This window comes from Pseudomonas sp. W5-01 (genome assembly GCF_046540435.1).
GTDB classification, from domain to species: domain Bacteria; phylum Pseudomonadota; class Gammaproteobacteria; order Pseudomonadales; family Pseudomonadaceae; genus Aquipseudomonas; species Aquipseudomonas graminis_B.
Genome location: NZ_JAXCIP010000005.1, coordinates 477,481 through 503,345 on the forward strand (window position 1 = coordinate 477,481; position 25,865 = coordinate 503,345).

Annotated in this window: 24 protein-coding genes; 12 read left to right on the forward strand and 12 right to left on the reverse strand. The window is 60.7% G+C overall.

The genetic code is table 11. The features are described 5' to 3' along the window. Window positions 1–94 precede the first annotated feature (94 nt). Complete coding sequence (locus SLW75_RS18975) at window positions 95–748, reverse strand: dual specificity protein phosphatase family protein (protein ID WP_083233060.1); 654 nt, start codon at window positions 746–748, stop codon at window positions 95–97. Window positions 749–942: 194 nt separating this feature from the next. On the opposite strand from SLW75_RS18975, the gene SLW75_RS18980 reads away from it, so the two are divergent. The 3 genes from SLW75_RS18980 to SLW75_RS18990 all read left to right on the forward strand — a co-directional run bounded on the left by SLW75_RS18980 (window position 943) and on the right by SLW75_RS18990 (window position 4,634). Then, window positions 943–2,001, forward strand: coding sequence for a PA0069 family radical SAM protein (locus SLW75_RS18980; protein WP_410935154.1), 1,059 nt, complete (start codon window positions 943–945; stop codon window positions 1,999–2,001). Between the two features lie 306 nt (window positions 2,002–2,307). Further along, a complete protein-coding gene (locus tag SLW75_RS18985) occupies window positions 2,308–2,973 on the forward strand; it encodes a carbonic anhydrase (RefSeq protein ID WP_410929792.1) in 666 nt (221 codons plus the stop codon). 131 nt (window positions 2,974–3,104) lie between these two features. Then, on the forward strand, window positions 3,105–4,634 hold the full coding sequence (locus tag SLW75_RS18990) for a SulP family inorganic anion transporter (protein ID WP_410929766.1): 1,530 nt from the start codon (window positions 3,105–3,107) through the stop codon (window positions 4,632–4,634). Between the two features lie 24 nt (window positions 4,635–4,658). Here the strand turns inward: SLW75_RS18990 and SLW75_RS18995 are convergent, their stop codons facing one another. Further along, a complete protein-coding gene (locus SLW75_RS18995; RefSeq protein ID WP_410935155.1) occupies window positions 4,659–5,309 on the reverse strand; it encodes a hypothetical protein in 651 nt (216 codons plus the stop codon). A gap of 149 nt (window positions 5,310–5,458) precedes the next feature. On the opposite strand from SLW75_RS18995, the gene SLW75_RS19000 reads away from it, so the two are divergent. After that, window positions 5,459–6,091, forward strand: coding sequence for an SCO family protein (locus SLW75_RS19000; protein WP_410935156.1), 633 nt, complete (start codon window positions 5,459–5,461; stop codon window positions 6,089–6,091). A gap of 43 nt (window positions 6,092–6,134) precedes the next feature. On the opposite strand, the gene SLW75_RS19005 is transcribed toward SLW75_RS19000, so the two are convergent. The 3 genes from SLW75_RS19005 to SLW75_RS19015 form a co-directional block, all read right to left on the reverse strand. Next, window positions 6,135–6,908, reverse strand: coding sequence for a MetQ/NlpA family ABC transporter substrate-binding protein (locus SLW75_RS19005; RefSeq protein ID WP_065987962.1), 774 nt, complete (start codon window positions 6,906–6,908; stop codon window positions 6,135–6,137). Between the two features lie 65 nt (window positions 6,909–6,973). Next, the gene (locus SLW75_RS19010) at window positions 6,974–7,648 is read right to left on the reverse strand and encodes a methionine ABC transporter permease (protein ID WP_065987960.1); all 675 of its coding nucleotides are present in this window, start codon (window positions 7,646–7,648) and stop codon (window positions 6,974–6,976) included. Beyond that, complete coding sequence (locus SLW75_RS19015) at window positions 7,648–8,655, reverse strand: methionine ABC transporter ATP-binding protein (protein WP_410935157.1); 1,008 nt, start codon at window positions 8,653–8,655, stop codon at window positions 7,648–7,650. The genes SLW75_RS19010 and SLW75_RS19015 overlap by 1 nt, the downstream gene beginning before the upstream one ends. Before the next feature lie 382 nt (window positions 8,656–9,037). Between SLW75_RS19015 and katE the strand changes: the two genes are divergently transcribed. Then, window positions 9,038–11,197, forward strand: a complete 2,160-nt coding sequence (gene katE, locus SLW75_RS19020) for a catalase HPII (RefSeq protein ID WP_410929768.1) — start codon at window positions 9,038–9,040, stop codon at window positions 11,195–11,197. Between the two features lie 72 nt (window positions 11,198–11,269). On the opposite strand, the gene SLW75_RS19025 is transcribed toward katE, so the two are convergent. The 4 genes from SLW75_RS19025 to SLW75_RS19040 all read right to left on the reverse strand — a co-directional run bounded on the left by SLW75_RS19025 (window position 11,270) and on the right by SLW75_RS19040 (window position 14,192). Continuing rightward, the gene (locus SLW75_RS19025) at window positions 11,270–11,983 is read right to left on the reverse strand and encodes a PA5502 family lipoprotein (protein ID WP_410929769.1); all 714 of its coding nucleotides are present in this window, start codon (window positions 11,981–11,983) and stop codon (window positions 11,270–11,272) included. A 157-nt stretch (window positions 11,984–12,140) separates the two neighbouring features. Next, on the reverse strand, window positions 12,141–12,923 hold the full coding sequence (znuB, locus tag SLW75_RS19030; RefSeq protein ID WP_410935158.1) for a zinc ABC transporter permease subunit ZnuB: 783 nt from the start codon (window positions 12,921–12,923) through the stop codon (window positions 12,141–12,143). After that, window positions 12,916–13,710 carry a zinc ABC transporter ATP-binding protein ZnuC gene (gene znuC, locus SLW75_RS19035; protein ID WP_410935159.1) on the reverse strand — a complete coding sequence of 265 codons (795 nt, stop codon included), beginning with the start codon at window positions 13,708–13,710 and terminating at the stop codon, window positions 12,916–12,918. The genes znuB and znuC overlap by 8 nt, the downstream gene beginning before the upstream one ends. After that, window positions 13,710–14,192, reverse strand: coding sequence for a Fur family transcriptional regulator (locus tag SLW75_RS19040; protein WP_410935160.1), 483 nt, complete (start codon window positions 14,190–14,192; stop codon window positions 13,710–13,712). Before SLW75_RS19040 ends, znuC begins: the two co-directional genes overlap by 1 nt. Window positions 14,193–14,249: 57 nt before the next feature. Between SLW75_RS19040 and znuA the strand changes: the two genes are divergently transcribed. After that, window positions 14,250–15,179: a zinc ABC transporter substrate-binding protein ZnuA gene (gene znuA / locus SLW75_RS19045; protein WP_065987948.1), complete on the forward strand. Its 930-nt coding sequence runs from the start codon at window positions 14,250–14,252 to the stop codon at window positions 15,177–15,179. A gap of 93 nt (window positions 15,180–15,272) precedes the next feature. On the opposite strand, the gene SLW75_RS19050 is transcribed toward znuA, so the two are convergent. Both SLW75_RS19050 and SLW75_RS19055 read right to left on the reverse strand, forming a co-directional pair. Then, window positions 15,273–16,223 carry a homoserine kinase gene (locus tag SLW75_RS19050; protein WP_065987946.1) on the reverse strand — a complete coding sequence of 317 codons (951 nt, stop codon included), beginning with the start codon at window positions 16,221–16,223 and terminating at the stop codon, window positions 15,273–15,275. Window positions 16,224–16,257: 34 nt separating this feature from the next. Continuing rightward, window positions 16,258–16,548, reverse strand: a complete 291-nt coding sequence (locus SLW75_RS19055; protein WP_065987944.1) for a DUF2782 domain-containing protein — start codon at window positions 16,546–16,548, stop codon at window positions 16,258–16,260. A gap of 74 nt (window positions 16,549–16,622) precedes the next feature. Between SLW75_RS19055 and polA the strand changes: the two genes are divergently transcribed. Beyond that, window positions 16,623–19,388, forward strand: coding sequence for a DNA polymerase I (gene polA / locus SLW75_RS19060; protein WP_410935161.1), 2,766 nt, complete (start codon window positions 16,623–16,625; stop codon window positions 19,386–19,388). Between the two features lie 239 nt (window positions 19,389–19,627). Here polA and yihA read toward each other — a convergent pair whose 3' ends face one another. Then, window positions 19,628–20,263 (reverse strand): ribosome biogenesis GTP-binding protein YihA/YsxC, encoded by a 636-nt coding sequence (yihA, locus tag SLW75_RS19065; RefSeq protein ID WP_410935162.1) that lies wholly within the window; start codon window positions 20,261–20,263, stop codon window positions 19,628–19,630. A 230-nt stretch (window positions 20,264–20,493) separates the two neighbouring features. Between yihA and SLW75_RS19070 the strand changes: the two genes are divergently transcribed. The 5 genes from SLW75_RS19070 to SLW75_RS19090 all read left to right on the forward strand — a co-directional run bounded on the left by SLW75_RS19070 (window position 20,494) and on the right by SLW75_RS19090 (window position 25,784). Next, on the forward strand, window positions 20,494–21,111 hold the full coding sequence (locus SLW75_RS19070; protein ID WP_065987939.1) for a c-type cytochrome: 618 nt from the start codon (window positions 20,494–20,496) through the stop codon (window positions 21,109–21,111). A gap of 191 nt (window positions 21,112–21,302) precedes the next feature. Further along, window positions 21,303–21,944 carry a thiol:disulfide interchange protein DsbA/DsbL gene (locus SLW75_RS19075; protein WP_037017094.1) on the forward strand — a complete coding sequence of 214 codons (642 nt, stop codon included), beginning with the start codon at window positions 21,303–21,305 and terminating at the stop codon, window positions 21,942–21,944. A gap of 9 nt (window positions 21,945–21,953) precedes the next feature. Further along, the gene (locus SLW75_RS19080; protein WP_065987938.1) at window positions 21,954–22,835 is read left to right on the forward strand and encodes an endonuclease/exonuclease/phosphatase family protein; all 882 of its coding nucleotides are present in this window, start codon (window positions 21,954–21,956) and stop codon (window positions 22,833–22,835) included. Beyond that, window positions 22,832–24,907, forward strand: a complete 2,076-nt coding sequence (locus SLW75_RS19085; RefSeq protein ID WP_410935163.1) for a diguanylate cyclase — start codon at window positions 22,832–22,834, stop codon at window positions 24,905–24,907. The genes SLW75_RS19080 and SLW75_RS19085 overlap by 4 nt, the downstream gene beginning before the upstream one ends. A 100-nt stretch (window positions 24,908–25,007) precedes the next feature. Then, the gene (locus SLW75_RS19090) at window positions 25,008–25,784 is read left to right on the forward strand and encodes an N-acetylmuramoyl-L-alanine amidase (RefSeq protein ID WP_296306787.1); all 777 of its coding nucleotides are present in this window, start codon (window positions 25,008–25,010) and stop codon (window positions 25,782–25,784) included. Window positions 25,785–25,865: the final 81 nt, after the last annotated feature.

Here is a 25,865-nt window from a genome sequence, read left to right on the forward strand (position 1 = left end):
CAGTGCAAACTTTGCGCTGTTCAGGTGTATTGCAAGATGCAAAGGCGTTGAGAGCAATCAGGCACCGTTGATTGCCAACGGAGGGGGCATACCCTTAGTTGATCATGCCCACTTTGTGAGACAACCCTTTGATGGCACAAAGGGCAAATACGCTCGTGCTGCACGCACCGCTGTCCATCGCTGACTTCAACGCCGCCACGTCGACAGTGTTGATGTAGGCAATTCCCCGCTTGAGGCTGTCTTGGTCGCCGTAGCCGCCGTGTTGCATCTCATCGAGGGCTGCCTGCTTGCTCCAGCCCTGAGCAACGATGCGGTACATCGCTGCCACCAGACCGGTCCGGTCCAGGCCATGCTTGCAGTGAATCAGTACCGGCCCTTTTTGCTGCGCGGCCTGGATAGCCCTCAGGCTTTCAATCACATCGGCATCGTCGATGTGCACCACCTGCAGCGGAATCTGCACCTGCTCGACGGACGTGTCGGACAGCCATTTACTGTCACTTTCCTTGAGGAAGTTGATCACTGTGTGCACGCCAAGCTGCTGCAGAAGCGGCTGTACTGCAGCGTCCGGCTGGCGACTGCGATAAAGCGTTGGCGTGATCTGGTAGAGGTTGTAGTGCGCATCCACGAGTTGCGCCCACTGCGCCGGGCGTGATGATTGCGCCGGTGAAGCATCGTCGGCTCGAGCGAGGGAGGCAGATGATACCGCCAGTAGCAGGGCGAGTTGAACAGCAAGCGGGCGAAGGCGCATGGAAGACGTACCGTGGAAACCAGCCATTTATCGATGGGGCAAGTTTTCGCTGCCTTGGGTCAAGGCGCTGTGAGGCGCGCGTCAAAAGTTGGTGAAAGCCGTTGATCGGTGCCGGGGTTTTTTTCAGGGTCTGAGCGTGAGGGAAATAGGTATTTCGCGATACTGTATGCATAACCAGTTATCGAGGAGCCGTCATGTCCATTCAGTTGCCCCCACGCGGGCGCGGCACCGCGACCAACCCGCATAACCGCTTCGCGCCCAACCGATCCGTGGTCGAAGACGACGGCTGGTATCAGGAAGTGCCGCTGACCCAGGGCACCACCGTTACGCTGGAAACCGCCAAGAGCATCATCGCGCGCAACTCATCGCCCGACATCCCTTTCGACCGCTCGATCAATCCGTATCGGGGATGTGAACACGGTTGTATTTACTGCTACGCCCGGCCGAGCCACGCCTACTGGGACATGTCGCCGGGGCTGGACTTCGAAACCAGACTGATCGCCAAAACCAATGCGGCTGCCCTGCTGGAGCAGCAGCTGTCCAAGCCAGGCTATAGCGTCGCACCGATCACCCTGGGCGCGAATACCGATCCGTATCAGCCCATCGAGCGCGAATACACATTGAGCCGGGCGACGCTGGAAGTGCTGCTGCGCTATCGCCATCCGGTGACGATCATCACCAAGGGCTCGCTGATTCTGCGGGATCTGGACCTGCTGGCCGAGCTGGCGAAGCTGCGGCTGGTATCAGTGTTCATCAGCCTCACGACGCTGGACGATGAGCTCAAGCGCATCCTTGAACCCCGTGCTGCGGCGCCCAGGGCCAGGCTGCGGGCGATTCGGGTCTTGCGCGACGCCGGTATTCCGGTGGGCGTCTTGCTGGCGCCGATGATCCCGATGATCAATGACATGGAGCTGGAGAAGTTGATGGCCGAGGCCAAGGCCGCCGGTGCATTGAGTGCGAGCTACGTAATGCTGCGTCTGCCGCTGGAGGTCGCCCCGCTGTTCGAAGAGTGGCTGCAGGCGCATTATCCGCAAAGGGCCGAACATGTGATGAGCCTGGTTCGACAAAGCCGCGGCGGTGAGGTGTACGACAGCCGCTTTGGCTCGCGAATGCGCGGTGAGGGGGTGTTCGCCGAACTGCTGGCGCAGCGTTACAGCCTGGCCATCAAGAAGTACGGCTTGAACCGGCGGGAAAGTTTTCAGCTGGACTGCAGCGCGTTTTGCCCGCTCGGTGGTCAGATGTCGCTGTTGTGACTCGGGTGGCGTCCTAACTGGGTTTCAACACGACAGGCGCTTGCGGTTTAGATTTTCTAACGCAAGACCCGCGATCTAGAGCCACGCATTCAGTTTCAATTAAGTTTGCGTCGTTAAGGTGAGTCGGAAGTGACCGATTGGTCTTGTAGGAAACGAGTCGTAAGAAGGCCAGAAAAGAGTGGGTCATCCACAGGATTCGCCGGAAAATTCACTTAAATCCGTCAGAGAGGATGAAACATGAGTGACCAGGATAAGCAGCCTCAGGCTGCGACGACAGGCGTTACGCCTCAGGTGGAAACCGCCGAGATGGCACTGAAGCAAATCGTTGATGGCTTCAAGCAATTTCGCCATGACGTCTTCCCTCAGCAGGAAGAACTGTTCAAGAAGCTCGCCACCGCCCAGCATCCCCGGGCCATGTTCATCACCTGCGCCGATTCGCGCATCGTCCCGGAACTCATCACCCAGAGCTCGCCAGGCGACCTGTTCGTCACTCGCAACGTGGGTAACGTCGTCCCGCCTTATGGCCCCATGAATGGCGGCGTGTCGACGGCGATCGAGTACGCCGTTCTGGCCTTGGGCGTTCAGCACATCATCGTCTGCGGCCACTCCGATTGCGGGGCCATGCGCGCCGTTCTCAACCCCGACACCCTGGAAAAAATGCCGACGGTCAAAGCCTGGCTGCGTCACGCCGAGGTCGCCAAGACCGTTGTGCAAGACAACTGCAATTGCACCGGCGAGCATGAAACCATGCACGTGCTCACCGAAGAAAACGTCATCGCACAGCTGCAACACCTGCGCACGCACCCCTCCGTGGCGTCCAAGCTGGCCAGCGGCCAATTGTTTATCCACGGTTGGGTTTACGACATCGAGACAAGCGAGATCCGCGCCTACGATGCCGAGCAGGATTGCTTCCTGCCTCTGGATGGCGACCATCCGGTGCCCATGGCGTCGATTCCCCGCGGGCGATATTGATCGCTGGCTGACCCGCTGCGCCTGAGCGCAGCGGCGTCGGCCCTGACGGTTCCACCCCCATACAAGCTCGTAGCGGCCGCGCATAGCGCGTGCCGCCGGGCGTTGTCACGTCTGAATTCCGGAGAGTCGTCATGGCTACTACTGATCTGAAAGCGTTGTTACCACGGGAGCTGCTGGCTTCCGTGGTGGTTTTTCTGGTGGCCCTGCCGCTGTGCATGGGTATCGCCATCGCTTCCGGCATGCCTCCTTCCAAGGGTCTGATCACCGGCATCATCGGCGGTCTGGTGGTGGGCTGGCTGGCCGGTTCGCCGCTTCAGGTCAGCGGCCCGGCGGCAGGTCTGGCAGTGCTGGTGTTCGAGCTGGTCCGTGAACACGGTATGGCCATGCTCGGGCCGATTCTGCTACTCGCCGGTGCGCTGCAATTGCTGGCTGGACGCTTGAAGCTCGGTTGCTGGTTTCGTGTGACGGCGCCTGCGGTGGTGTACGGCATGCTCGCGGGCATCGGCGTGCTGATCGTGCTCTCCCAGGTCCACGTTATGTTCGACAGTGGGCCCAAGCCTTCCGGGCTCGATAATCTCGTGGCGTTCCCGCAGACCCTCATGGGTGCGATGGGAATGGGCAGCGCCATGCAGGCCGGCCTGCTCGGGCTGGGCACCATCGCCGTGATGTGGCTGTGGGAAAAGCGTCGGCCCCATGCACTTCGGTTCGTACCGGGCGCGTTGCTCGGCGTCGGCATTGCGACGGTGGTGAGTCTGGTGATGAGCTTGCAGGTCAAGCGCGTCGAGGTTCCAGCCAATCTTGCAGAGGCCATCGACTGGCTGCGCCCCGCAGACCTGCTGAACCTCGCTGACCCTGCCATCCTGATCGCGGCGATTGCCGTGGCTTTCATTGCCAGCGCTGAAACCCTGTTGTCGGCAGCGGCGGTGGATCGGATGCATGACGGCCAGCGGTCGGACTTCGACAAAGAACTCAGCGCCCAGGGTGTGGGTAACATGTTGTGCGGTCTGGTCGGTGCGCTGCCGATGACGGGCGTGATCGTGCGCAGTTCGGCCAACGTCCAGGCCGGTGCCAAGACGCGGCTGTCGGCAATGTTCCACGGTTTGTGGCTGCTGGCGTTCGTGCTGTTGCTGTCCAGTGTGCTGCAAAGCATTCCTGTGGCGAGCCTGGCAGGCGTGCTGGTCTACACCGGCGTGAAGCTGGTGAATGTTCAAGCGCTCAAAGGGCTGGGGCGCTATGGCCGCATGCCGATGTTCATCTATGGCGCGACCGCCAGCGCGATTGTCCTGACCGACCTGCTGACGGGTGTGTTGATCGGCTTTGGCCTGACCCTGGTGAAGCTGGCGCTGAATGCATCGCGATTGAAGATCAATCTCGTCGATCTGCCAGCCGAGGGGGAGATGGAGCTGCGCCTGAATGGTTCGGCCACGTTCCTCAAGGTGCCGGCCCTGACCCAGACGCTGGAAACCGTGCCCCCTGGCACCACGCTGCATGTCCCGCTGGGCAACCTGACCTACATCGACCATTCCTGCCTGGAGCTGCTGGAAGAGTGGGGCCGCGCCAATGCAGCACAGGGTTCGCGTTTACTGCTGGAGCAGCGGCTGCTCAAGCGTCGCGTGGAGGGAAGGATCCGCACGTCGATTGGAGGAACAGCGCTGCATTAAGGTCCGCGTGAGGGGCGTGCGGGATCAGTCTTTCCCGCATTCCATCTCCAGCCCCACGCCCAGCTGGCGTGACAGGCTGGGCCAGCGTTTCCATGCTGCGTCGGTGTCCGGGCTGGCGAGGCGCTCGCGGTAGGCTTCCACTGACTCCAGGGAGAAGCTGTCGTCGTCGAGCATCTCGTCGATGGCGTGATGCACCACTTCGTCGAGCTGATTGGCGAAGGCCTCGCCGATCAGTTGGTGGGCGATGACGCTGGCCACGGTGGTATTCATGGGTATCAGCGGCTGGCCGAAGTGCTTGATGTACAGATCGTTCACTTCTTCCACCAGCCGGTGAGCCAGGTAAGCTTCGTCCAGCAACCCATCCAGCCCTTCGTGGCCCGCCATGATGGCCGGCGGCGCCGTGAAGAATTGCTCGGCGATTTTCAGGACTGGTCTGATCTGGCTTTCGATTCCGGCCTGCAACGCGACGTCATGGGCAGCGTCCAGCAAGTCCGGAACCTGACCAATGTAGGCAATGACAAAGCGCGTCAGTACGCCTCGCGCGTCTACGTCAGGCAGGTGAATGGACGGGTGGAGATGAGGAAGTTGCGACTCCAACTGGCGCGAGAGCTGACCGGATTGGGCTTCGTGTTCCTGAGCTCGGGTGATCTGCTCGCGCAATGCGGCGGTGTTCATGGATGCTCCATAGGCAGTGAAACCAGGCGGTCATTATAGGGAATTCATACATTAGCCTGCTCACGAATGGCCCTAAGACGTAATTGTCATAACAGCTTCATGCTTATGTGCATAATCGCGCGCTCGTGGACTATCAATGTGCTGAACTCATGACCCGAACCCAACAAATCGTTTTCATCCTTGCCGCCACCGTGGCGCTGGTGCTGGGTCTGACCGTCTTCCGGGTGTTGTCCGGAACGGAACAGGGCGATCAGACCGCGCTTAACGACGCGGGCATCATCCTTCTCCCGCAGAGCCGCACTGTGCCTGATCTCTCGTTCACCGATCAGGACGGTCAACCCTTTCCATTGAGCCAGTTGAAGGGTCAATGGACGGTGCTGTTCTTCGGCTACACCTTCTGCCCGGACATCTGCCCGACCACCCTCGCCCAGCTTCGTCAGATCAAAAGCGAGCTGCCCCCTGAGACCGTCGACGAGCTGCGCATCGTGCTGGTCAGCGTTGATCCTGATCGCGACACGCCGCAACAGCTCAAGCAATACCTGGGTTATTTCGACAAGGGGTTCGTCGGCTTGAGGGCGCCGGTCGATACGCTGAAGAACCTGGCGAATGCGGTGAGCATCCCGTACATCCCGGCGGACACCAGTAAGCCGGGCTATACGGTCGACCACAGCGGCAACCTCGCCCTCCTCGGCCCTGACGGCACCCAGCGCGGGTTCATCCGCGCGCCGCTGAACAGCCAGAAGCTGGTAGCGCAGTTGCCGGGGCTGGTTGAGAGGAAGTAAGGACTGATCTCGGCATTGCGCCGAGATCATGGGCGTGTGGCGATCAGAACGCCGGGACCACGGCGCCTTTGTACTTCTCAACGATGAACGCCTTGGTTTCCGGGCTGTGCAGCGCGGCGACCAGTTTCTGGATGGCCGGGGCATCCTTGTTGTCCTCGCGGGTCACCAGGATGTTCGCGTAAGGCGACTCCGCCCCTTCGATGATCAGCGCATCCTTGGTCGGATCAAGTTTGGCAGTCAGGGCGTAGTTGGTGTTGATCAGCGCCAGGTCCACCTGCGTCAGTACGCGTGGCAGGGTCGCCGCTTCCAGCTCGCGGAACTTCAGGTTCTTCGGGTTCTGCTGCACGTCGCTTGGCTTGGCGGTGATGCTGGTCGGATCCTTCAGGGTGATCAGACCGGCCTTGACCAGCAGCAACAGGGCACGGCCCTCGTTTGTGGCGTCATTCGGGATGGCCACGTTGGCGCCATCCGGCAGCTCGGCCAGACTCTTGAGCTTGTCCGAGTAAGCGCCAAACGGCTCGATGTGAACCTTGGCCACACTCACCAGATGAGTGCCCTTGCCCTTGTTGAACTCATCCAGATACGGCTGATGCTGGAAGAAGTTGGCGTCCATGCGGTTCTGATCGACCTGCACGTTTGGCTGAATGTAATCGTTGAAGACCTTCACGTTCAGCGTCACGCCCTCTTTCGCCAGCATCGGCTTCACGAACTCGAGAATCTCGGCATGGGGCACGGCGGAGGCCGCAACGGTCAAGGTCTCATCGGCATGGGCAGACAGCGCCGCCACGGCAGCGAATACAGCCAACAACTTCTTCATTTCTACTACTCCTGAAATGCACGCGCAGTCGCATGCATCTGCCGGTCAGTGACCGGCGAATTCGGTTAACGGTGTGAAAAATGCGCGACCAGTCTGTCGCCGACGGTTTGCAGGATCTGCACAAGCACCAGCAGCAATACGACCGTTACAAACATCACATCGTTCTGGAAGCGTTGGTAACCATAGCGAATCGCCAGATCGCCCAGGCCACCGGCACCGACCGCACCGGCCATGGCCGTGAACGACACCAGCGCAATTGCGGTCACGGTGATTGCCGCGAGAATGCCGGGTCGTGCTTCAGGCAACAGCGCTTTGATCACGATCTGCCGGGTCGTCGCGCCCATCGCCTGAGTGGCCTCGATGATCCCGCGGTCCACTTCCCGCAGCGCGGTTTCCACCAGGCGCGCGAAGAATGGCGTGGCGCCTGCGATCAACGGTGGCAGCGTGCCAAGAATGCCCAGCGAGGTGCCGGTGATGATTTCCGTCAGCGGCATCATCACGATCAGCAGGATGATGAACGGCAACGCCCGCAGCATGTTCACGATCAAGCCGACGGTGGTGTAGACCGGCTTGTTCTCGAGCAACTGACGCGGCGAGGTCAGGAACATCAGCACGCCGAGGGGCAAGCCCAGCAGGACGGTGAAGGCGAGCGAGACGCCGAGCATGATCAGGGTGTCGCCGGTCGCCAGCCAGATTTCGTACCAGTCGACGTTGGAAAACAGGTTGAGAAAAGTGTCCATCAGCGCAGGACCTCCATATGAACGTCGGCTGCGGTGAAGCGGGCAAACGCGGCGTCCATGTCACCACCGGTGATGGCCAGCGTCAGTTGCCCGTAAGGCGTGTCTTTGATGCGGTCGATACGACCGGCCAGAATGCTGTAGTCCACGCCGGTTTCCCGCGCGACCGTGCCCAGCAATGGCGCGTAGGTCGCTTCGCCCTGAAACGTCAGGCGCACGATGCGGCCCTGAACATGGGCGAAATCACTGTTCACCTGGTTTTCGTCGACCTCTTCGTCTTCCTGCACAAAGCGGCGAGTGGTCGGGTGCTTGGGGTGCAGAAACACATCGGCCACGGCGCCCTGTTCGACGATCACGCCCGCATCCATGACCGCCACCTGATCGCAGACGCGACGGATCACGTCCATTTCGTGGGTGATCAGCACGATGGTCAGCTTCAGTTCGCGATTGATCTCGGCCAATAGCTGCAACACCGAGGCCGTGGTTTGCGGGTCAAGGGCGCTGGTGGCCTCGTCGCACAGCAGAATCTTCGGCTTGGTCGCCAGCGCGCGGGCGATGCCGACGCGTTGCTTCTGACCGCCGGACAATTGTGCCGGGTATTTCCTGGCGTGATCGGAAAGCCCCACGCGGGCGAGCAGCTCGGCCACGCGCTGATCGATCTGCCCGCGGGACATGTCCCCGGCCAGCGTCAGCGGCATGGCGACGTTGTCGGCGACCGTCTTGGACGACAGCAGATTGAAGTGCTGGAAGATCATGCCGACCTGACGGCGGAAGCCGCGCAATCCATCGGCGTCCAGCGCGGTGACATCGACGTCATCGACCAGAATCTTGCCGCCGCTCGGTGCTTCAAGGCGGTTGATCAGGCGCAGCATGGTGCTCTTGCCAGCGCCGGAGTGGCCAATCAGGCCAAACACCTGGCCATTTTCGATGCGCAGGCTGGTGGGGTGCAGCGCGGGAATTTCCCGGTCGGCAACCCGATAGGTTTTGTGGACGTTCTGGAACTCGATCACGGAGCGAACCTTGTGGGGCGCGTTGAAAAATCAGCGTGGAGACTTATGCCTTCATCACGCTGCTGAGCGATGCCATTTCGGCTTCGGCTGGGTAAACCGGGCGCGCATTTTAGCCTGTCGAATCCGGATTGGGCCCAGCCTTCTTATCATTTATTTCACACTGCACCTGCCGAACGGTCATATGCACAGCCGACTGTCGGGCTGACGAAGGAAATCGATGAATCCGAAAAACAAACGGAACGGCTGATTTCATCGTCAGTCACTTACTTAGCGCCTGAATAATGCCTGACCTCGTGTCAGGCGTTGCCGCCTGCGAGCTCCTGCTGCCTCCACACCATGGAACGCCGAACAGGGAGCCGTCCGAACCGAGGAGTTTTGTCTGATGAGTAAGAACACCAATCCACCTGTTAGCGCCACCGCCAACAGTGAACTGGCTGGCACTGACACGCTGGATCGTGGCAATACCAACGCCAAGATCGAAAGCCTTGAAACCTTCCGCTCCGACGCCACCGGCGAGGCTTTGCGTACCAATCAGGGCGTAAAGATCTCCGACAACCAAAACACGCTGAAAGTCGGCTCGCGCGGCCCGTCGCTGCTTGAAGACTTCATCATGCGCGAGAAGATTACCCACTTCGACCACGAACGTATCCCGGAGCGTATCGTCCACGCACGCGGCACGGCGGCTCACGGTTACTTCCAGACCTACGAGAACCATTCGGCGCTGTCAAAAGCTGAGTTCCTGCGCGACCCGGGCAAGAAAACCCCCGTCTTCACGCGCTTTTCCACCGTCCAGGGCCCACGCGGCTCTGGTGACACGGTCCGTGACGTACGCGGTTTCGCGGTCAAGTTCTATACCGGCGAAGGCAACTACGACCTGGTCGGCAACAACATGCCAGTGTTCTTCATTCAGGACGCCATCAAGTTTCCCGATTTTGTACACGCGGTGAAGCCAGAGCCTCATAACGAGATCCCTACGGGCGGCTCGGCCCACGACACCTTCTGGGACTTCGTTTCCCTGGTGCCGGAGTCCGCGCACATGGTGCTGTGGACCATGTCCGACCGTGCGATTCCGAAAAGCCTGCGCTCCATGCAGGGTTTCGGCATTCACACGTTCCGCATGATCAACACCGAGGGCAAATCCTCGTTCGTCAAATTCCACTGGAAGCCTAAGTACGGTACGTGCTCTCTGGTGTGGGACGAAGCGCAGAAGCTTGCGGGCAAGGACACCGATTTCCACCGCCGCGACCTGTGGGAGTCCATCGAGATGGGCGACTACCCGGAATGGGAACTGGGCGTTCAGATCGTTGCCGAGGAAGACGAGCACAAGTTCGACTTTGACATTCTGGACCCGACCAAAATCATTCCGGAAGAGCTGGTGCCGGTAACACCGCTGGGCAAGATGGTGCTCAACCGTAACCCGGACAACTACTTCGCCGAGACCGAGCAGGTTGCGTTCTGCCCAGGCCACGTCGTGCCGGGTATCGACTTCTCCAATGATCCGCTGCTGCAAGGTCGGCTGTTTTCCTACACCGATACGCAGATCAGCCGACTGGGTGGGCCGAACTTCCACGAGATCCCGATCAACCGTCCGGTCTCGCCGAACCACAACAACCAGCGTGATGCTCAGCATCGCACTACCATCGACAAGGGTCGCGCTTCCTACGAGCCGAACTCGATCGACGGCGGCTGGCCGAAAGAAACCCCTGCAGGTCCGGAGGATGGCGGTTTCGAGACGTATCCAGAACGCATCGAAGCGCACAAAGTGCGTGAGCGCAGCCCGTCGTTTGGCGATCACTTCACCCAAGCCACGCTGTTCTTCAACAGCATGAGCGAGCACGAGAAAGAGCACATCATCGCGGCGTACAGCTTCGAGTTGGGCAAGGTGGAGCGTGAGCACATTCGCGCCCGTCAGGTGAACGAGATTCTCGCGAATATCGACCTCACACTGGCTGCGCGTGTGGCTGAAAATCTTGGCTTGCCCGCCCCGAAAGCGGCTACCGTCAAGGCGCAAGGCAACGGCAAGTTGAGCGTCGACAGCTCGCCTCTGCTGAGCCAGGCGAACCTGCTGCCTGCTGACATTGCTTCGCGCAAAGTCGCTATCCTCGTCGCGAACGGTGTTGACGACAAAGCTGTAGCGACGATGAAATCGGCGCTGGAAGCCAAAGGCGCACACGCCAAGGTGCTGGGTCCTACCTCCGCGCCGGTCAAAACCGCGAGTGGCGCGTCCCTGGCAGTGGATGCTTCGATGGAAGGTTTGCCATCGGTCGCGTTCGACGCTGTGTTCATCCCGGGCGGCGAAGCTTCGATCAAGGCCCTGAGCGGCGACGGCGTGGCACTGCACTACGTGCTTGAGGCGTACAAGCACCTCAAAGCCATCGCCTACGCGGGCGACGCGCAGAAATTGATCGACCTGCTGCGACTGGAAGCCGATGCCGGCTTGCTGACCGTTTCGGACGAAGCCTCCTTCAAGGCGTTCTTCGATGCGATCCAGCAGCACCGCGTCTGGGCTCGTGAGCCGAAAGCGAAAGCGATTCCTGCGTAATCTGCAGGGCTGGCAGTAACAAAAAAGGCGTTGCCCGCGAGGGCAACGCCTTTTCTTTTGATCAAAGACCGATCAGGGCTGAGCGGGCTTCAACACGATCTTCGCAGGTTCGGTACGCTCGATTTCACGCTGCATCTGCAACTCGAAGTCCGGGTTGATCTTCGTCACGCGCTTGGTCAGCAGCGTTGCCAGCCAAGGGTAGTCGTCGGTACGCGGCACCTGCACGGTGACGTCGCAGTTGAAGGCAGTCACGTCCTCAGCGATGTCACTCAACTGACGGCGCAGTTGCTTCATGTCCCCCAGCTTCAACTCGATGGTCGTGCTCTCGGCGCTCGGATCAATCACTTTCGCCTTGCGCCTGGCCTCCGCAGCCCGCAGATCAGCCTCGGCCTTTTCCAGCTCGGCCTTACGCGCGTGGGCGATGGCACCGTTGACGCCACTGGTCAGCGCCGGGGCCTTTGGCATCAGGGCACGAGCACGACTGAGCGCGGTCGCGGCGGCATTCATGTCGCCTTTTTGCAGCACGATCTGACTGCGGCTCAAATAGGCCTCAGCCAATTGACGCTGGTACTGCTCGAGTCGGGGATCGTCCGGAGATTTGCTTTGCAGCGCCGCCAATTGATCTTCGGCGGTTGCCAACTCGCTGCTGGCGATGTTCTGTTCCAGCTGCTGATAGGCATCGGGCGCAGCCACAGATGCGGGCTGCTCGACGGGCTTGCTCTGGCAAGCACCCAACAGGATGGAAAATGCAGCAAGCAGCAGATAACGGGATGCGAACGGCTTCATTCCTGCGATTCTCTATTTGCGCAAAAAACGAGCAAGTCTACACACAACTGACTTGCACCGAAAATAACTGATCACTATCGGTGGCCGCGCAAGGAGTCATTGCACATTGCCGCCATTGGATTATTGCGGAGTATGACTCTGCCTGCTACCCAAGGTTCTACCGCTTGGGCAAAAGGAAGCTGAGCAGAAACAGCGCCGCCGCCGAGACCACGATAGACGGGCCTGCCGGGGTGTCCTTGAACCAGGACAGCGCCAGACCCGCGCACACCGCAATCACGCCAATGATGCTCGCACCCACAGCCATTTGCTCCGGCGAACGGGCGTGACGTTGTGCCGCAGCGGCGGGGATGATCAGCAGTGAGGTAATCAGCAAAACGCCGACGATCTTCATGGCCACCGCAATGACCACGGCGATCAGCAGCATCAACGTCATGCGCAGGGCCGCCACCGGCAGCCCTTCGACCGTCGCCAGCTCTTCATGCACGGTGATGGCCAGAAGCGGCCGCCACAGCGCACAGATCAGCACCAGCACCAACGCACTGCCCGCGAGAATCCACACCAGATCGTTCGGACTGATAGCCAGCAGGTCGCCGAACAGATAGCCCATCAGGTCGATACGCACGTCACGCATGAAGCTCAGCACCACCAGACCCAGCGACAAAGTGCTTGGTGCGAGAATCCCCAGCAGTGTGTCGGACGCCAGCGGTTGGCGCTGCTGCAGGGTCACCAGCAACACCGCCAGCAGCAGGCAGCCTACGGTCACGGCGATCGTCGGGCTGATGTCCAGCAGAAAGCCCAAGGCCACGCCGAGCAACGCGGCATGGGAGAGCGTGTCGCCAAAATAGGCCATGCGCCGCCAGACCACGAAAGACCCCAGAGGACCTGCCACTACCGCTAACGCGAGGCCTGCGAGCAAGGCGTAAAGAAGAAAATCAGCCATGCTTGCAGCTGTCCCCGTGGTCGTGATTGTGGGTGTGGACGTGAGCCTGCGCGGGTTGGCAGACTTCGCCATGCAGGTCGTGGGCGTGATCGTGGTGATGGTGATAGATCGCCAGATTCGGGGCGTTCAGGCCGAACAGCTCCACGAAGGCGGGATCATTACTCACCTGCTCGGGGTGACCGGAGCAGCACACGTGGCGATTGAGGCAGACCACCTGATCGGTGGTGCTCATGACCAGATGCAGGTCATGGGAAACCATCAGCACGCCGCATTGATGCCGGTCGCGCAGCTGAGTGATCAGCGCGTACAGCTCGGCCTGCCCGGCGACATCAACGCCTTGCACCGGCTCGTCGAGCACCAGCAGCTCTGGCTTGCGCAACAGCGCTCGCGCCAGCAACACCCGCTGCATCTCGCCGCCGGAAATCCCTTGCAGCGGGCTGTCGATGACCTTCTCTGCGCCGACCTCGATCAGCGCTGACCGCGCGGTGTCCCGATCAACGCCGGGGACCAGACGCAGGAAACGCAGGACCGACAGCGGCAGCGTGGCGTCGATGTGCAGCTTCTGCGGCATGTAACCGACGCGCAGTTTCGGTTTGCGCCAAATTTCGCCCGAGTCTGCCTTGAGCAGCCCCAGAACGGCGCGCACCAGAGTGGTCTTGCCCGCGCCGTTGGGGCCGATCAGGGTGACGATTTCGCCTGAATTGACGCTCAGCTGGATATGTTCCAGCACGCTCTGGCCGGCGCGCGTCACGCTGACGTCCTTCAGGCGGATCAGTGCATCGCTCATCAGGCGGCCTTGCACCCGGCACAGACGCCGACCACTTCAACAGTCTGGGTCTCGACGTCAAAGCCGACCTCATTGGCAGCGTCGACGATGGCCGAGCTGATGCTGCCGTGCTGCAGCTCAATGGCGGCGTGGCACTCGCGGCAGATCAGAAATTGGCCCTGATGCGCGTGGGTCGGATGGTTACAGCCGGCGAAGGCGTTCAGCGACGCAATGCGGTGCACCAGGCCGTTTTCCAACAGGAAGTCCAACGCGCGGTACACCGTAGGTGGTGCGGCGCGGCGGCCATCTTCTTCGCTGAGAACGGCGAGGATGTCGTAGGCGCCCAGCGGCTTGTGGCTCTGCCAGACCAGTTCCAGCACGCGACGACGCAGGGCCGTCAGCCGCAGGCCTTTGCCCGCGCACAGCGTGTCGGCTTCAGTGAGCGCACTGTGCACGCAGTGAGAGTGATCGTGGGGGCGACTGGCCAGGGGTGTTTTAGACATGAGCGGCGACGGCCTTTGAGAGAGACGTTATTATGTTACCCGTTCCTGCCCCCATGAGTGGTTATCGTGTCCCGACTTTTTTTACTTTTTGTCGTATTTATTACCGGTTTTTCAACCGTCACTGCCGCCGAAGCCAGCGTCCGCGTACTGACCAGCATAAAGCCGCTGCAGTTGATCGCTGCTGCCGTACAGGACGGGATTGCTGTGCCGGAAGTCCTGCTTCCGCCGGGCGCCTCACCGCATAACTATGCGCTGCGCCCGTCCGACGTACGGCGCGTGCAGGAAGCCGATCTGCTCTACTGGATCGGCCCTGATATGGAGACATTCCTGCCTCGCGTGCTGTCCGGGCGCAGCAAGGCATCGGTCCCGGTCGAGTCGTTGCCCGGTATGCACCTGCGCCATTTCACCGCCAGCGCCGAGCACCACGATGATGACGAAGACGAGCATGACCACGATCACCGCCCGGGCAGCGTTGACGCGCATTTGTGGCTGTCTTCGGTCAATGCTCGGGTGATTGCGGCAAAGATGGCCGCTGACTTGAGTCAGGCAGATCCCGCCAATGCGGCACGTTATGAGAGCAACGCGAAGGCCTTCGACGCACGCCTTGACGCATTGGACGCCAAGATCAAACAGCGTGTCGCCGGCATTTCAGGCAAGCAGTATTTCGTCTTCCACGAGGCGTTTGATTATTTCGAAGAAGCCTACGGGCTCAAGCATGCGGGCGTATTTGCCGTCAGCAGCGAGGTTCAGCCGGGCGCCCAGCACGTCGCCGCCATGCGTGCGCGGCTGACCGAATTCGGCAAGACCTGCGTGTTCAGCGAACCGCCCCTTCGCCCGCGTCTGGCCGACACGTTGAGTGCGGGCTTGCCGGTCAAACTGGCTGAACTGGACGGATTGGGCGGCTACACACCCGCCACTGCCGAGGGTTACGAGCAATTGCTGAGCAAGCTGGCGGATGACCTGGCGGGGTGTCTGGAGAGTCTTTAACTCCTGTGCCAACGCCTTCGCGAGCAAGCTCACTCCTACAGTTGAACCACGGTCCCTGTGGGAGTGAGCTTGCTCACGAAGCGTTTATGATGTCTACAACGCAAACGGCAACGGAATGTGGGTTTCCTGCCGCTGTTCCAGGCGTTTGCGGAATTCGTCCGGATCATGGATCAGCACGTCCTGACCGGCGAATGTTTCGGCGGCGATCAGGCGTGACAGCCAGAAGCGCACGCAACCCACACGCAGCATCGTCGACCACAGCTCGGCTTCGGCGGCTGTGAATGGCCTCAGAGCAGCGTAAGCACCCAGAAACGCCCGGGCGCGCGGCGCATCAATGGTGCCGTTCTCAAACGAGCACCAGTCATTCACGGCAATCGCCACGTCGTACAGCATCGGTCCGGAACAAGCATTGTAGAAATCGATCACGCCCGTCAGGTGGGTGCCTTCGAACAGCGTGTTGTCGCGGAACAGGTCGGCGTGCAGATTGGCCCGCGGCAGCGCCATGATTGCCGCCTTGCGACGCTGAATTTCCTCGATCGCCTTGGTCAGCAGCGCGCCCTGGGCCTCGTCTAGGTGAGAGATGAAATTACCGCCCTCCTCCAGCATCCAGTCCAGACCACGATCTGTTTTGCGCTCGACAGTCTCGCTGCGCGTCGCCACGTGCATGTGCGCCATGAATTCGCCGATCTGCACGCAGTGCTGGGTGTTGGGCTGGGCCGGGTGCTTGCCGGACAGACGCGGTTGCAGCAGCGCCGGTTTGCCTTTCAGCTCGCGCAGGGCCTGCCCGTCGGTGGTGCGCAGCGCGTAGGGTACGGGCAAGTTGGCGTCGTGGAGAACGTCCAGCAGTTCGATGAAGAACGGCATCTCCTGAACCGGACCGCGCTCGACCAGGGTCAGCACGAATTCGCCCTGCTCCAGGCTGATGAAGAAATTGGTGTTTTCACTTCCAGCGGCAATGCCCTGAAAATCACGCAGGGCGCCAAGCCCGTACGGGGCGAGAAAAGCTTCCAGCTCGGGCCGAGCCAGGGGAGTAAAAACGGACATAGAAGACTGCCAGCAAGAGAGTGAATGTAGGGCGTTACCAGCTGAATAGTACCCATTGGGGTATCAGCATGTCCGGTTGATCCGAACGGATGAATTGACCACTTGTGCCATCGGCGCGCACCAGATAATACGGCTTGCCGTGTTTGGGCGTGATCTTCACGGCGTACACGAATCCGTTCGCACGATACTCCTTGATGAAGCCATCGCTGTCCTGACGAATCGTCACATCAGGCTCTGCCGACGGCGCTTCATCGTCCGCCGCGACCGCCAGCCACGGACAGGCGATCAACCCGCCGAGCAGTAACAGGCGATTCAGCGCGCGCATGATAACCTTGTGCCTTTGTCGTCAACGGTCCGCGCATTCTAGCGCCGACCCCGCCGAAAAGGTTGATCTTGCACATGAGTCTTGCGCCCCTCGTCCTGGTGGACGGTTCTTCTTATCTATACCGCGCGTTCCATGCGCTGCCGCCGCTCATGACCTCCAAAGGCCTGCCCACCGGTGCGGTCAAGGGCGTACTGAACATGCTCAAAAGCCTGCGCAGGCAGTACCCCGAAAGCCCGTTTGCCGTGGTTTTCGATGCCAAGGGCGGAACGTTCCGCGACGCGCTGTACGGCGAATACAAAGCCAACCGCCCCAGCATGCCGGACGACATGCGCGTGCAGATCGACTTCCTGCACAACTGCGTGCGAGGCCTCGGCTATCCGCTGTTGTGCGTTGAGGGCGTGGAGGCCGATGACGTGATCGGCACCTTGGCGCGCAGCAGCGCGGCCGCCGACCGTCCGGTGGTCATCTCTACCGGTGACAAGGACATGGCGCAGCTGGTCGATGGCCACATCACGCTGGTCAACACCATGACCGGCAGTGTGCTGGACGTCGCCGGCGTGAAGGAGAAGTTCGGTGTTGGCCCGGAACACATCATCGATTACCTGGCGCTGATGGGCGACAAGGTCGACAACATCCCCGGCGTACCCGGTGTCGGTGAGAAAACCGCAGCGGGCCTGTTGGTGGGCATCAACGGTGGCCTGAAAGAGCTTTACGCGAACCTCGACAAAGTGGCAGCGCTGCCGCTTCGGGGCGCTAAATCCCTGCCGGCCAAGCTCGAAGAACACAAGGAAATGGCCTTCCTGTCCTACGAGCTGGCGACCATCAAGATCGACGTGCCGCTAGACATAGAGCTCGACGCCCTGCACTGCGGCGAGCCTGACCGTGAGGCGCTGATGGCGCTCTACACCGAGCTGGAATTCAAGAGCTGGATCACTGATCTGCAGCGTGACGCTCGCCAGGAAGGCGCGGAAGTCGTCCCTGCTGCCGAGCCAGCGCCTGTCATCGAGGCCAACTACGAACTCATTCTCGAGCAAACCCAATTCGACGACTGGCTGAAGAAGTTGAAAGCCGCTCAGTTGTTCGCTTTTGTGGTGCAGAGCAACGGCACCGATGCCCAACGCGCGCAAATCGTCGGCCTGTCGTTTGCGATCAAGACCCACGAAGCCTGTTACATCCCGCTCACCCATTCCTATATGGGCGTGCAGCAGCAACTGGATCGCGACGCGGTACTGAAAGCGGTCAAGCCCATGCTGGAGGACGCGAGCAAAATCAAGGTCGGCCAGCACGCCAAGTTTGCGATCAACCTGCTGGCCAACTGCGCCATTGATGGTGACCAGAGCCAGGGCATCAACGTGCAGGGCGTCAAGTTCGACACGATGCTCGAATCCTACGTGCTCGACTCCACTGCGACGCGTCACGACCGTGACAGCCTGGTCGCCAAGTACCTGGATCACACACCGGTCAATTTTCAGGACATCGCGGGCAAGGGCGTAAAACAGCTGACTTTCGACCAGATCGCGCTGGAGCAGGCGGGTACGTATGCGGCTGAAGAGGCTGACCTGACGCTGCGCCTGCATGAGGTGCTGCAGGACAGATTGGCCAAGACCCCGAGTCTGGCGCCAGTGCTGAACGACATCGAGATGCCACTTATGCCTGTGCTGGCGCGTATCGAGCGTCAAGGCGCTCTGGTCGATGCCAATCTGCTGGGCAATCAGAGCGTCGAGCTGGGCAACAAAATGACCGAGCTTGAGCGCGAAGCGTTCGCCATCGCCGGTGAAGAATTCAATCTCGGCTCGCCCAAGCAGCTCGGTGTGATTCTCTACGAAAAGCTCGGCATGCCGATCATCAGCAAGACCGCCACCGGCCAGCCGTCCACGGCTGAAGCGGTGCTCGCGGAACTGGCCGAGCAGGAATATCCGCTGCCGAAAGTGCTGATGCAGTACCGCTCGATGAGCAAGCTGAAGAGCACGTACACCGACCGCCTGCCGGAGCAAATCAACCCGCGCACCGGGCGAATTCACACCTCCTACCATCAGGCGGTGGCGGTGACCGGGCGTCTGTCCTCCAGCGACCCGAACCTGCAGAACATCCCGATCCGGACCGCCGAGGGTCGTCGCATTCGTCAGGCGTTTGTTGCCCCCCAGGGCTACAAACTGCTGGCGGCGGACTACTCGCAGATTGAACTGCGGATCATGGCGCATCTGGCCAAAGACGAAGGCTTATTGCACGCCTTCCGTAATGACCTGGACGTCCACCGTGCAACGGCGGGCGAGGTGTTCGGTGTCGAACTGACGGACGTTACCAATGACATGCGCCGCAGCGCCAAGGCGATCAACTTCGGTCTGATCTACGGCATGAGCGCATTCGGGCTGGCCAAGCAGATCGGTGTCGATCGCAAGCAATCCCAGGCGTACGTGGATCGCTATTTCGCGCGCTATCCGGGCGTGTTGGATTACATGGAGCGCACCCGTGCTCAGGCGGCGGAACAAGGGTACGTGGAGACCATCTTCGGTCGTCGCCTTTACCTGCCGGACATCAACGCGAAGAACCAGGCGCTGCGCAAAGGTGCCGAACGCATGGCGATCAACGCGCCGATGCAAGGTACGGCGGCGGACATCATCAAGCGAGCGATGGTGGCGGTGAATGGCTGGCTGGAAGCGTCAGGTCTGGATGCTCGCGTCATCCTGCAGGTTCACGATGAACTGGTGCTGGAAGTGCGTGAAGATCTGGTCGAGCAGATCAGCAAAGACATCCGCGTGCACATGAGCGGCGCGGCCGAGCTGGATGTTCCGCTGCTGGTCGAAGTGGGTGTGGGGAATAACTGGGACGAGGCGCATTAATACGGCCTGGTCGTTCCGATTCTGTTCGGAATCGGAACTGCGGCATCCATAAAATTTCCGCCGGTTTTGAACTTCGGCGGACAAACTCCGGTCTGAGTTTGCGAATGGCTGACGTAGCCATTCATGCTCCTATGTTGTGTTAAGTGTTGGCAGATATCCGGATCCCTCCCGAGAGGTCTGGACTTGGACCCCGAACTTCCCCTCCCCACATGAAGTCCGGGGTTTTTTTTGCCTGCGATTCAGGCCGCCGGTGCCTTGTCTTCCAGCTGCATCCAGTCGGCCAGCACGGTATAAGCCTCTTCCAGGCCCATGCGCTTGGGTGCCGAAAACAGCTGGATGCTAATGGCGTCACCCCAACCCCGATGGATTTCCGACTGGACCTTGAGCAGGGTGTTCTTCGCCGCGCCGAAGGTCAGCTTGTCGGCTTTGGTCAGCAAAATGTGCATCGGCATGCCGCTGGCGATGGCCCAATCCAGCATCAGCAGATCGAAGTCCGTCATCGGGTGGCGGATGTCCATCATCAGGATCAACCCCTTCAGACTTTCACGGCCGCCCAGATAGGCTTCCAGGTGGCGCTGCCAATGCAGCTTCAGCGGAATCGGCACCTTCGCGTAACCGTAGCCCGGCAAGTCGACCAGGCGGCGGTCGTCATCCAGGCTGAAGAAGTTCAGCAACTGGGTACGCCCCGGGGTTTTCGAGGTGCGCGCCAGACTTGCATGGGTCAGGGTGTTCAACGCGCTGGATTTGCCAGCGTTGGAGCGGCCGGCGAAGGCGACTTCAAAGCCTTCGTCATCCGGGCATTGGTCGACTTTGGCAGCGCTGAGCATGAACTTGGCTTGTTGGCACAGGCCGAGAATTGGGTTCTTGAGTTGCATGGGATATCCGGTGAGGGCGTTGCGGCGTGCGCGGCAACGGGGTGTCGTTTTCCGTTCAATGGGCGCGAGTATATAATGCCGCAGATTTCATGTGTGCCTTGTCCGACCCCGGTGAGGGCATTGCCGAAGCGAAACCCCCATGGCGCGTAACCTCAGACCCACAAATACAGGCCGCCCCCTCAAGACAGTTAGCCCTGAAGGCGACACTCTCAGCCGCATCGGATCAACCCATGAACGCATTTCTCTCGAGTCTGCTGTTGACCCTGAGCCTGAATGGCTTGGCGCAGGCCGCTGACTCGCCAGTGGGCGACCCGGTCGCCGGGCAAGCAAAGACGGCTGTCTGCGGCGCTTGTCACGGACCCGATGGCAATAGCCTGGTGCCCATCTTCCCGAAGCTCGCCAGCCAGGGCGAGCGGTATCTGCTCAAGCAACTGCACGACATCAAGGACGGGAATCGGGTTGTGCTGGAAATGACCGGCCAGCTGAACCCGCTCACCGATCAGGACCTGGCCGACATCGCCGCTTATTACGCCGGTCAGAAAGGCAGCGTCGGCACTGCCGATCCCGATCTCGTCGCGCCTGGTGAAGCGCTGTTTCGCGGCGGCAAGCTCGATCAGGGCATGCCGGCCTGCATCGGCTGCCATTCACCAAACGGCGCGGGCATTGCAACGGCAGGCTTTCCGCACCTGAGCGGGCAGCACGCCGAGTACATCAAGAAACAGCTCACAGCGTTCCGCAAAGGTGACCGCATCAATGACGGCGACACCCTGGTCATGCGCACCATCGCCGCAAAGCTCAACGATAAGGATATCGAGGCGCTGGCGGCGTACATTCAAGGGCTGCATTGAGCGTCTGGCGCGCGATCCTGACGGACACGGCTGGTAAAACAAATTGCCGGCAGACCTGCTCGGACGGGCCAAAAAGGGTAGCGAACGGCTGCCCTTTTTTGTGGCCGCAGGCGTTACACTTGCGAACTCATATCACCTCGGCCGGTCGAACCGCGGCCACCGAAGTGACCTTCCATGCCCAGGAGTTAAGCATGCGTAATCTGATTCTCAGCGCCGCTCTGATTTTTACCAGCCTGTTCGGTTTGACCGCTCAAGCAGCAGAGCCCATCGAAGCCGGCAAGCAATACGTCGAGCTGAAAAGCGCTGTTCCTGTTTCCGAGCCGGGCAAGATCGAAGTCGTCGAAATGTTCTGGTACGGCTGCCCGCACTGCTACGCCTTCGAGCCCGTCATCAATCCATGGGCTGAAAAACTTCCCGCTGACGTGCACTTCATCCGCGTCCCCGCCATGTTCGGCGGCCCTTGGGACGCTCATGGCCAGCTATTCATTACCCTCGACACCATGGGCGTGGAAAAGAAAGTCCATACCGCCGTGTTCGACGCCATTCAGAAAGGCGGCAAGCGTCTGACAGACCCGAATGACATGGCCGAGTTCGTCGCCACCCAGGGCGTCGACAAGACCAAGTTCCTCGAAACCTTCAACTCGTTCGCTGTGAAGGGCAAGATCGCCCAATACAAGGAACTGGCCAAGAAGTACGAAATCACGGGCGTCCCGACCATGATCGTCAACGGCAAGTACCGCTTTGACCTCGGCACTGCCGGTGGTCCGGAGCAGGCGCTGCAAGTGGCCGATCAGCTGATCGCCAAAGAACGCGCGACGCTGACCGCCAAGTAAGGGCTGACCATGGCGCGCTGGGGAACTACTGAACGGGTCGTTGCCCGGCACACGCCGAAGGTCAACGAGCATCATCTTCACGAGACGGGCCTGCCGGCCGACGGTCGGCTTCGCCTGCTCAGCTTCAACATCCAGGTGGGCAACAGCACCGAACGCTACCGGCACTACCTGACCCGGGGCTGGCAGCATCTGCTGCCCCACAACGGTCGAGCCGGGAACCTGCAGAAAATCGGCGATCTGCTGCGTGACTATGATCTGGTCGCGTTGCAGGAAGCCGACGGTGGCAGCCTGCGCTCTGGCTACATCAATCAGGTCGAACACCTCGCCCAGCTCGGTTCGTTTCCGTACTGGCATCAGCAACTCAATCGAAACCTCGGGCGCCTCGCCCAGCACAGCAATGGCGTGCTCAGCCGTTTGCGTCCATGGGACATCGAAGACCATCCGCTACCGGGCCCGGCCGGGCGTGGCGCCATTCTCGTTCGTTTCGGCGAAGGCCCGGATGCACTGGTCGTGGTGGTGATGCATCTGGCACTGGGCGCACGGACCCGCACACGGCAGCTGGCGTACATTCGCGAGCTGATTGGCGGCTATCGGCATCAGGTGCTGATGGGCGACATGAACACCCACGCCAATGACCTGCTGCAAACCTCGCCACTGCGCGATCTCGGCTTGCTTGCACCCCAGGTTGAGGCGACTTTCCCCAGCTGGCGTCCCCAACGATGCCTGGACCACATCCTCCTGAGCCCGACCCTGACCCTTGAAAAAGTGCAGGTGCTGGCCCAGCCCATTTCCGATCATCTGCCCGTCGCGGTGGAGATTCGCTTGCCGGCCTCATTAATCGGTGACTCGCTGCCGATAACAAGCACATCTCCTCGCGGACCTGTGGAATGACCGACGAAGCGCAGCGCTGGAAAGAAAAGTACCTCAAGAGCATCGAGCAGCAAGACAAACTGGAGCGGCGCTGGAATGCGCGGCTCGACTTGCTGCGTCGAGGCCTCGTGCGCAGCAGCCTGGCGGCCGAAGGTGCCGACAAGGCCGTTGATGCATGCATGAAGGAAATGCGTGAGATTGTTCGCAAGGACGACATGGACGCAGGCCTGGCCGCCTTGATTCCGCGCCTGGAAAAAGCGGTGCTGGAATCCGAGCAGCGTCGCGAGCAGCGCGTCGAGCAAATGGGCACGGCGTTGACGTCGTTGGTCGCGCAACTGCAGGCATTGCCGTTGCCGAAGGACGTCAGCAAGCCGCTCAAGCGATTCGCCAAGGGCCTGGAAGATCGCATCAATCAGGCCCGTGAGCTGCCGCTGCTGTTAAGCGAGTTGAGCGGACTTCAAGGGCAGGCGCTGTCGCAGATCGAACACCCGGATGAAGCGTCCCGTCCGGGTTTTCTGCAGCGATTGTTCGGCAGTCACCGTGAGGCTGGCAGCGAAGGTGATGATTCAGCCCCGTTGGCCCATCCAGTTAACGAACCGGCCGGGGTGCAGGTTTCTGATGATGCGCTGCAGCATTCATCCGCCATGCCGGAGGCTGCCCCAGAGAACACCGAACTGGAGGCGGAACTTCGCAGCACCGTCCCGCCGGTTCCCCAGCCTGTCGCCCAAGAGCCTGAGCGCGCCATCCCGGAGTCCCACCCGGAAGTTGCAGTCGAGCGGGTAATGTCCGAGTCCGAGCCGGCCCAGTCAGACGAAGAGCCCGAGGCGCCGCTCCACACCGCTGACGTCCCGCAGCCCTCCGCCGCCGAGTCTTCACACGCCGAAGCTTCCGAGCCTGCGGCTGAAGCGCCCTCTCCCGACCCTGAAGAGACCGACGAAACCGTCGCTATTACCGACGACATCGATATCCTCGCTGAAGACGACGAGCCTGATGAGACCGCCGCCGAAGAAGACAGCCCCTACGCGCTGCCCTCCTCGCCCGAACCAAGTTACAGCTCGGTCGCCGCCCACATCGAAGAAACGCTGCTGGGTCTGCTCGATGAACTGACGCTGCCCGAACACCATCGTGCGCAAGCCGATGCCATGCGCGTCCGGCTGGAGCATGGGCTGAACTGGTACGAACTGCTGCCGATCCTCGACGACCTTGCTGTGCTGATGCTCGCCGTCACTGACAGCGGCCAGCATGAATTCGGGGCCTATCTCAAACAGCTCAATGAGCGGCTGGAGTCGTTCCAGAGTGGCCTGCTCGCAGCCAGCGAAAACCATGCCGATCAGCAATCGGCGTCACGGCAACTGGACCATCAACTGCGCGAGCACGTCGATGACCTGCAAATCAGCGTGCAGCAGGCGGCCGATCTCGACAGCTTGAAGCAGGTGCTGGAGAGGCGCCTCGAAGGGCTGATTGGCACCATGGATCATCATCAGCAGCAACGCGATCAACGCGAGCAGGAAGTCGCTACCCGCCTGCAAGCCCTCTCCAGTCGCGTGGCCACCATGGAGCAGGAGGCGCTGGGCTTCCGGGTTCATCTGGAAGAGCAACGGCAAAAGGCCCTGATCGATACGTTGACAGGCCTGCCAAACCGCGCGGCATGGAACGAGCGGCTGGAGCAAGAGATCGACCAGCTGCAGCGTAAGCAATCAAGCCTGCTGCTCGGCATCCTCGACCTGGATCACTTCAAGCGTATCAACGACGGCTACGGGCATCTGGCGGGTGACAAGGTGCTGAAGATCATCGCCGGTCAGCTGCGAAAGCGATTGCGGGCTTCGGACTTCATTGCGCGATTTGGCGGGGAAGAGTTCGTGCTCCTGCTGCCGACCACGCCGATGGATGAGGGGTTGGCGCTGCTGGAGCGTCTGCGCGAAGGCATCGAACAGTGCCCGTTTCACTTCAAGGGCGAGCGGGTGACGGTCACGGTGTCCATGGGCATCACGGCGTTCTCCCAGGGTGAGCGCAGTGATGTTGTGCTCAAGCGTGCTGACCAGGCGCTGTACCGCGCCAAGGACGAGGGGCGAAACCGCATCGAGCAGGGCTGAGACGGTTCGTCTGGTTGGCTGCGTGGGGATGATGCATTTTTGAATGCGTCACCGACGTTACGTTACACTGTTGCATTATTTGCCTACACGTCGTGCCCCCATGAAGTCTATTTCTGCCCTGTTTCTGTTGTTGCTGCTGAGCGCTTGCAGCAGCGGTCCGAAGATCGATACCAGCCATCCTTCCGTCAATTTCGACAGTCGCGTGCAGTTTGTGGTGGTCCATTACACCTCTGCCTCCCTTGATCGGTCGTTGGCATTGCTGACCCACGGTGAGGTCAGCGCGCATTACCTGATCGGCGACGGTCCAGCCACCACCTACAAGCTGGTCGACGAATCCCAGCGCGCGTGGCATGCCGGCGAAAGCGAATGGGACGGGCGCACCTGGCTCAACTCAAGCAGCATAGGCATCGAGATCGTCAACCCGGGCTACCGCGACACGCCCACCGGCCGGCTTTGGTATCCCTACAGCGAGGCGCAGATTCAAGCGCTGATCGTGCTGCTCAAAGACATCGTCAAACGCAATCACATCGAACCGCGCCACGTCATTGGCCACAGTGACATCGCGCCCCTGCGCAAGCTCGATCCGGGCCCGTTGTTCCCTTGGAAGCGGCTGGCCCAGGAAGGTCTAGGAATCTGGCCGGATGAACAGCAAGTCGCACAGCGTCAGACGCAACTGATGGGCGTCGTGCCAAATATCGTGTGGTTTCAGCAGCAATTGGCGCTGCTGGGTTACCCGACGCCGCAGACCGGAGAGCTGGACATTGCGACACGTCACACGCTGGCTGCGTTCCAGATGCACTACCGACCACAGAAATTTGACGGTGAGCCGGATCTGCAAAGTGCGGCTATTCTGCAAGTACTTAACTTCAAGCACTAAATTCCGCTAATGTCGCTTTTTTCCGGGCTATTGCTGCGCTTGTTGCTATACCTCAGTGGTTATGGAAATCCCACCCTCTGG

Coding starts and splice junctions, on each gene's coding strand:
- SLW75_RS19010 (WP_065987960.1), bottom strand. CDS start 7,648: ATGGACACTTTTCTCAACCTGTTTTCCAACGTCGACTGGTACGAAATC.
- SLW75_RS18995 (WP_410935155.1), bottom strand. CDS start 5,309: ATGAACACCGCCGCATTGCGCGAGCAGATCACCCGAGCTCAGGAACAC.
- SLW75_RS19090 (WP_296306787.1), top strand. CDS start 25,008: ATGAAGTCTATTTCTGCCCTGTTTCTGTTGTTGCTGCTGAGCGCTTGC.
- znuC (WP_410935159.1), bottom strand. CDS start 13,710: ATGAGCGATGCACTGATCCGCCTGAAGGACGTCAGCGTGACGCGCGCC.
- SLW75_RS19080 (WP_065987938.1), top strand. CDS start 21,954: ATGGCGCGCTGGGGAACTACTGAACGGGTCGTTGCCCGGCACACGCCG.
- SLW75_RS18990 (WP_410929766.1), top strand. CDS start 3,105: ATGGCTACTACTGATCTGAAAGCGTTGTTACCACGGGAGCTGCTGGCT.
- SLW75_RS19025 (WP_410929769.1), bottom strand. CDS start 11,983: ATGAAGCCGTTCGCATCCCGTTATCTGCTGCTTGCTGCATTTTCCATC.
- SLW75_RS19070 (WP_065987939.1), top strand. CDS start 20,494: ATGAACGCATTTCTCTCGAGTCTGCTGTTGACCCTGAGCCTGAATGGC.
- SLW75_RS19050 (WP_065987946.1), bottom strand. CDS start 16,223: ATGTCCGTTTTTACTCCCCTGGCTCGGCCCGAGCTGGAAGCTTTTCTC.
- SLW75_RS18975 (WP_083233060.1), bottom strand. CDS start 748: ATGCGCCTTCGCCCGCTTGCTGTTCAACTCGCCCTGCTACTGGCGGTA.
- SLW75_RS18980 (WP_410935154.1), top strand. CDS start 943: ATGTCCATTCAGTTGCCCCCACGCGGGCGCGGCACCGCGACCAACCCG.
- SLW75_RS19005 (WP_065987962.1), bottom strand. CDS start 6,908: ATGAAGAAGTTGTTGGCTGTATTCGCTGCCGTGGCGGCGCTGTCTGCC.
- SLW75_RS19085 (WP_410935163.1), top strand. CDS start 22,832: ATGACCGACGAAGCGCAGCGCTGGAAAGAAAAGTACCTCAAGAGCATC.
- SLW75_RS19000 (WP_410935156.1), top strand. CDS start 5,459: ATGACCCGAACCCAACAAATCGTTTTCATCCTTGCCGCCACCGTGGCG.
- SLW75_RS19055 (WP_065987944.1), bottom strand. CDS start 16,548: ATGCGCGCGCTGAATCGCCTGTTACTGCTCGGCGGGTTGATCGCCTGT.
- katE (WP_410929768.1), top strand. CDS start 9,038: ATGAGTAAGAACACCAATCCACCTGTTAGCGCCACCGCCAACAGTGAA.
- polA (WP_410935161.1), top strand. CDS start 16,623: ATGAGTCTTGCGCCCCTCGTCCTGGTGGACGGTTCTTCTTATCTATAC.
- SLW75_RS19040 (WP_410935160.1), bottom strand. CDS start 14,192: ATGTCTAAAACACCCCTGGCCAGTCGCCCCCACGATCACTCTCACTGC.
- znuB (WP_410935158.1), bottom strand. CDS start 12,923: ATGGCTGATTTTCTTCTTTACGCCTTGCTCGCAGGCCTCGCGTTAGCG.
- SLW75_RS19075 (WP_037017094.1), top strand. CDS start 21,303: ATGCGTAATCTGATTCTCAGCGCCGCTCTGATTTTTACCAGCCTGTTC.
- yihA (WP_410935162.1), bottom strand. CDS start 20,263: ATGCAACTCAAGAACCCAATTCTCGGCCTGTGCCAACAAGCCAAGTTC.
- SLW75_RS18985 (WP_410929792.1), top strand. CDS start 2,308: ATGGCACTGAAGCAAATCGTTGATGGCTTCAAGCAATTTCGCCATGAC.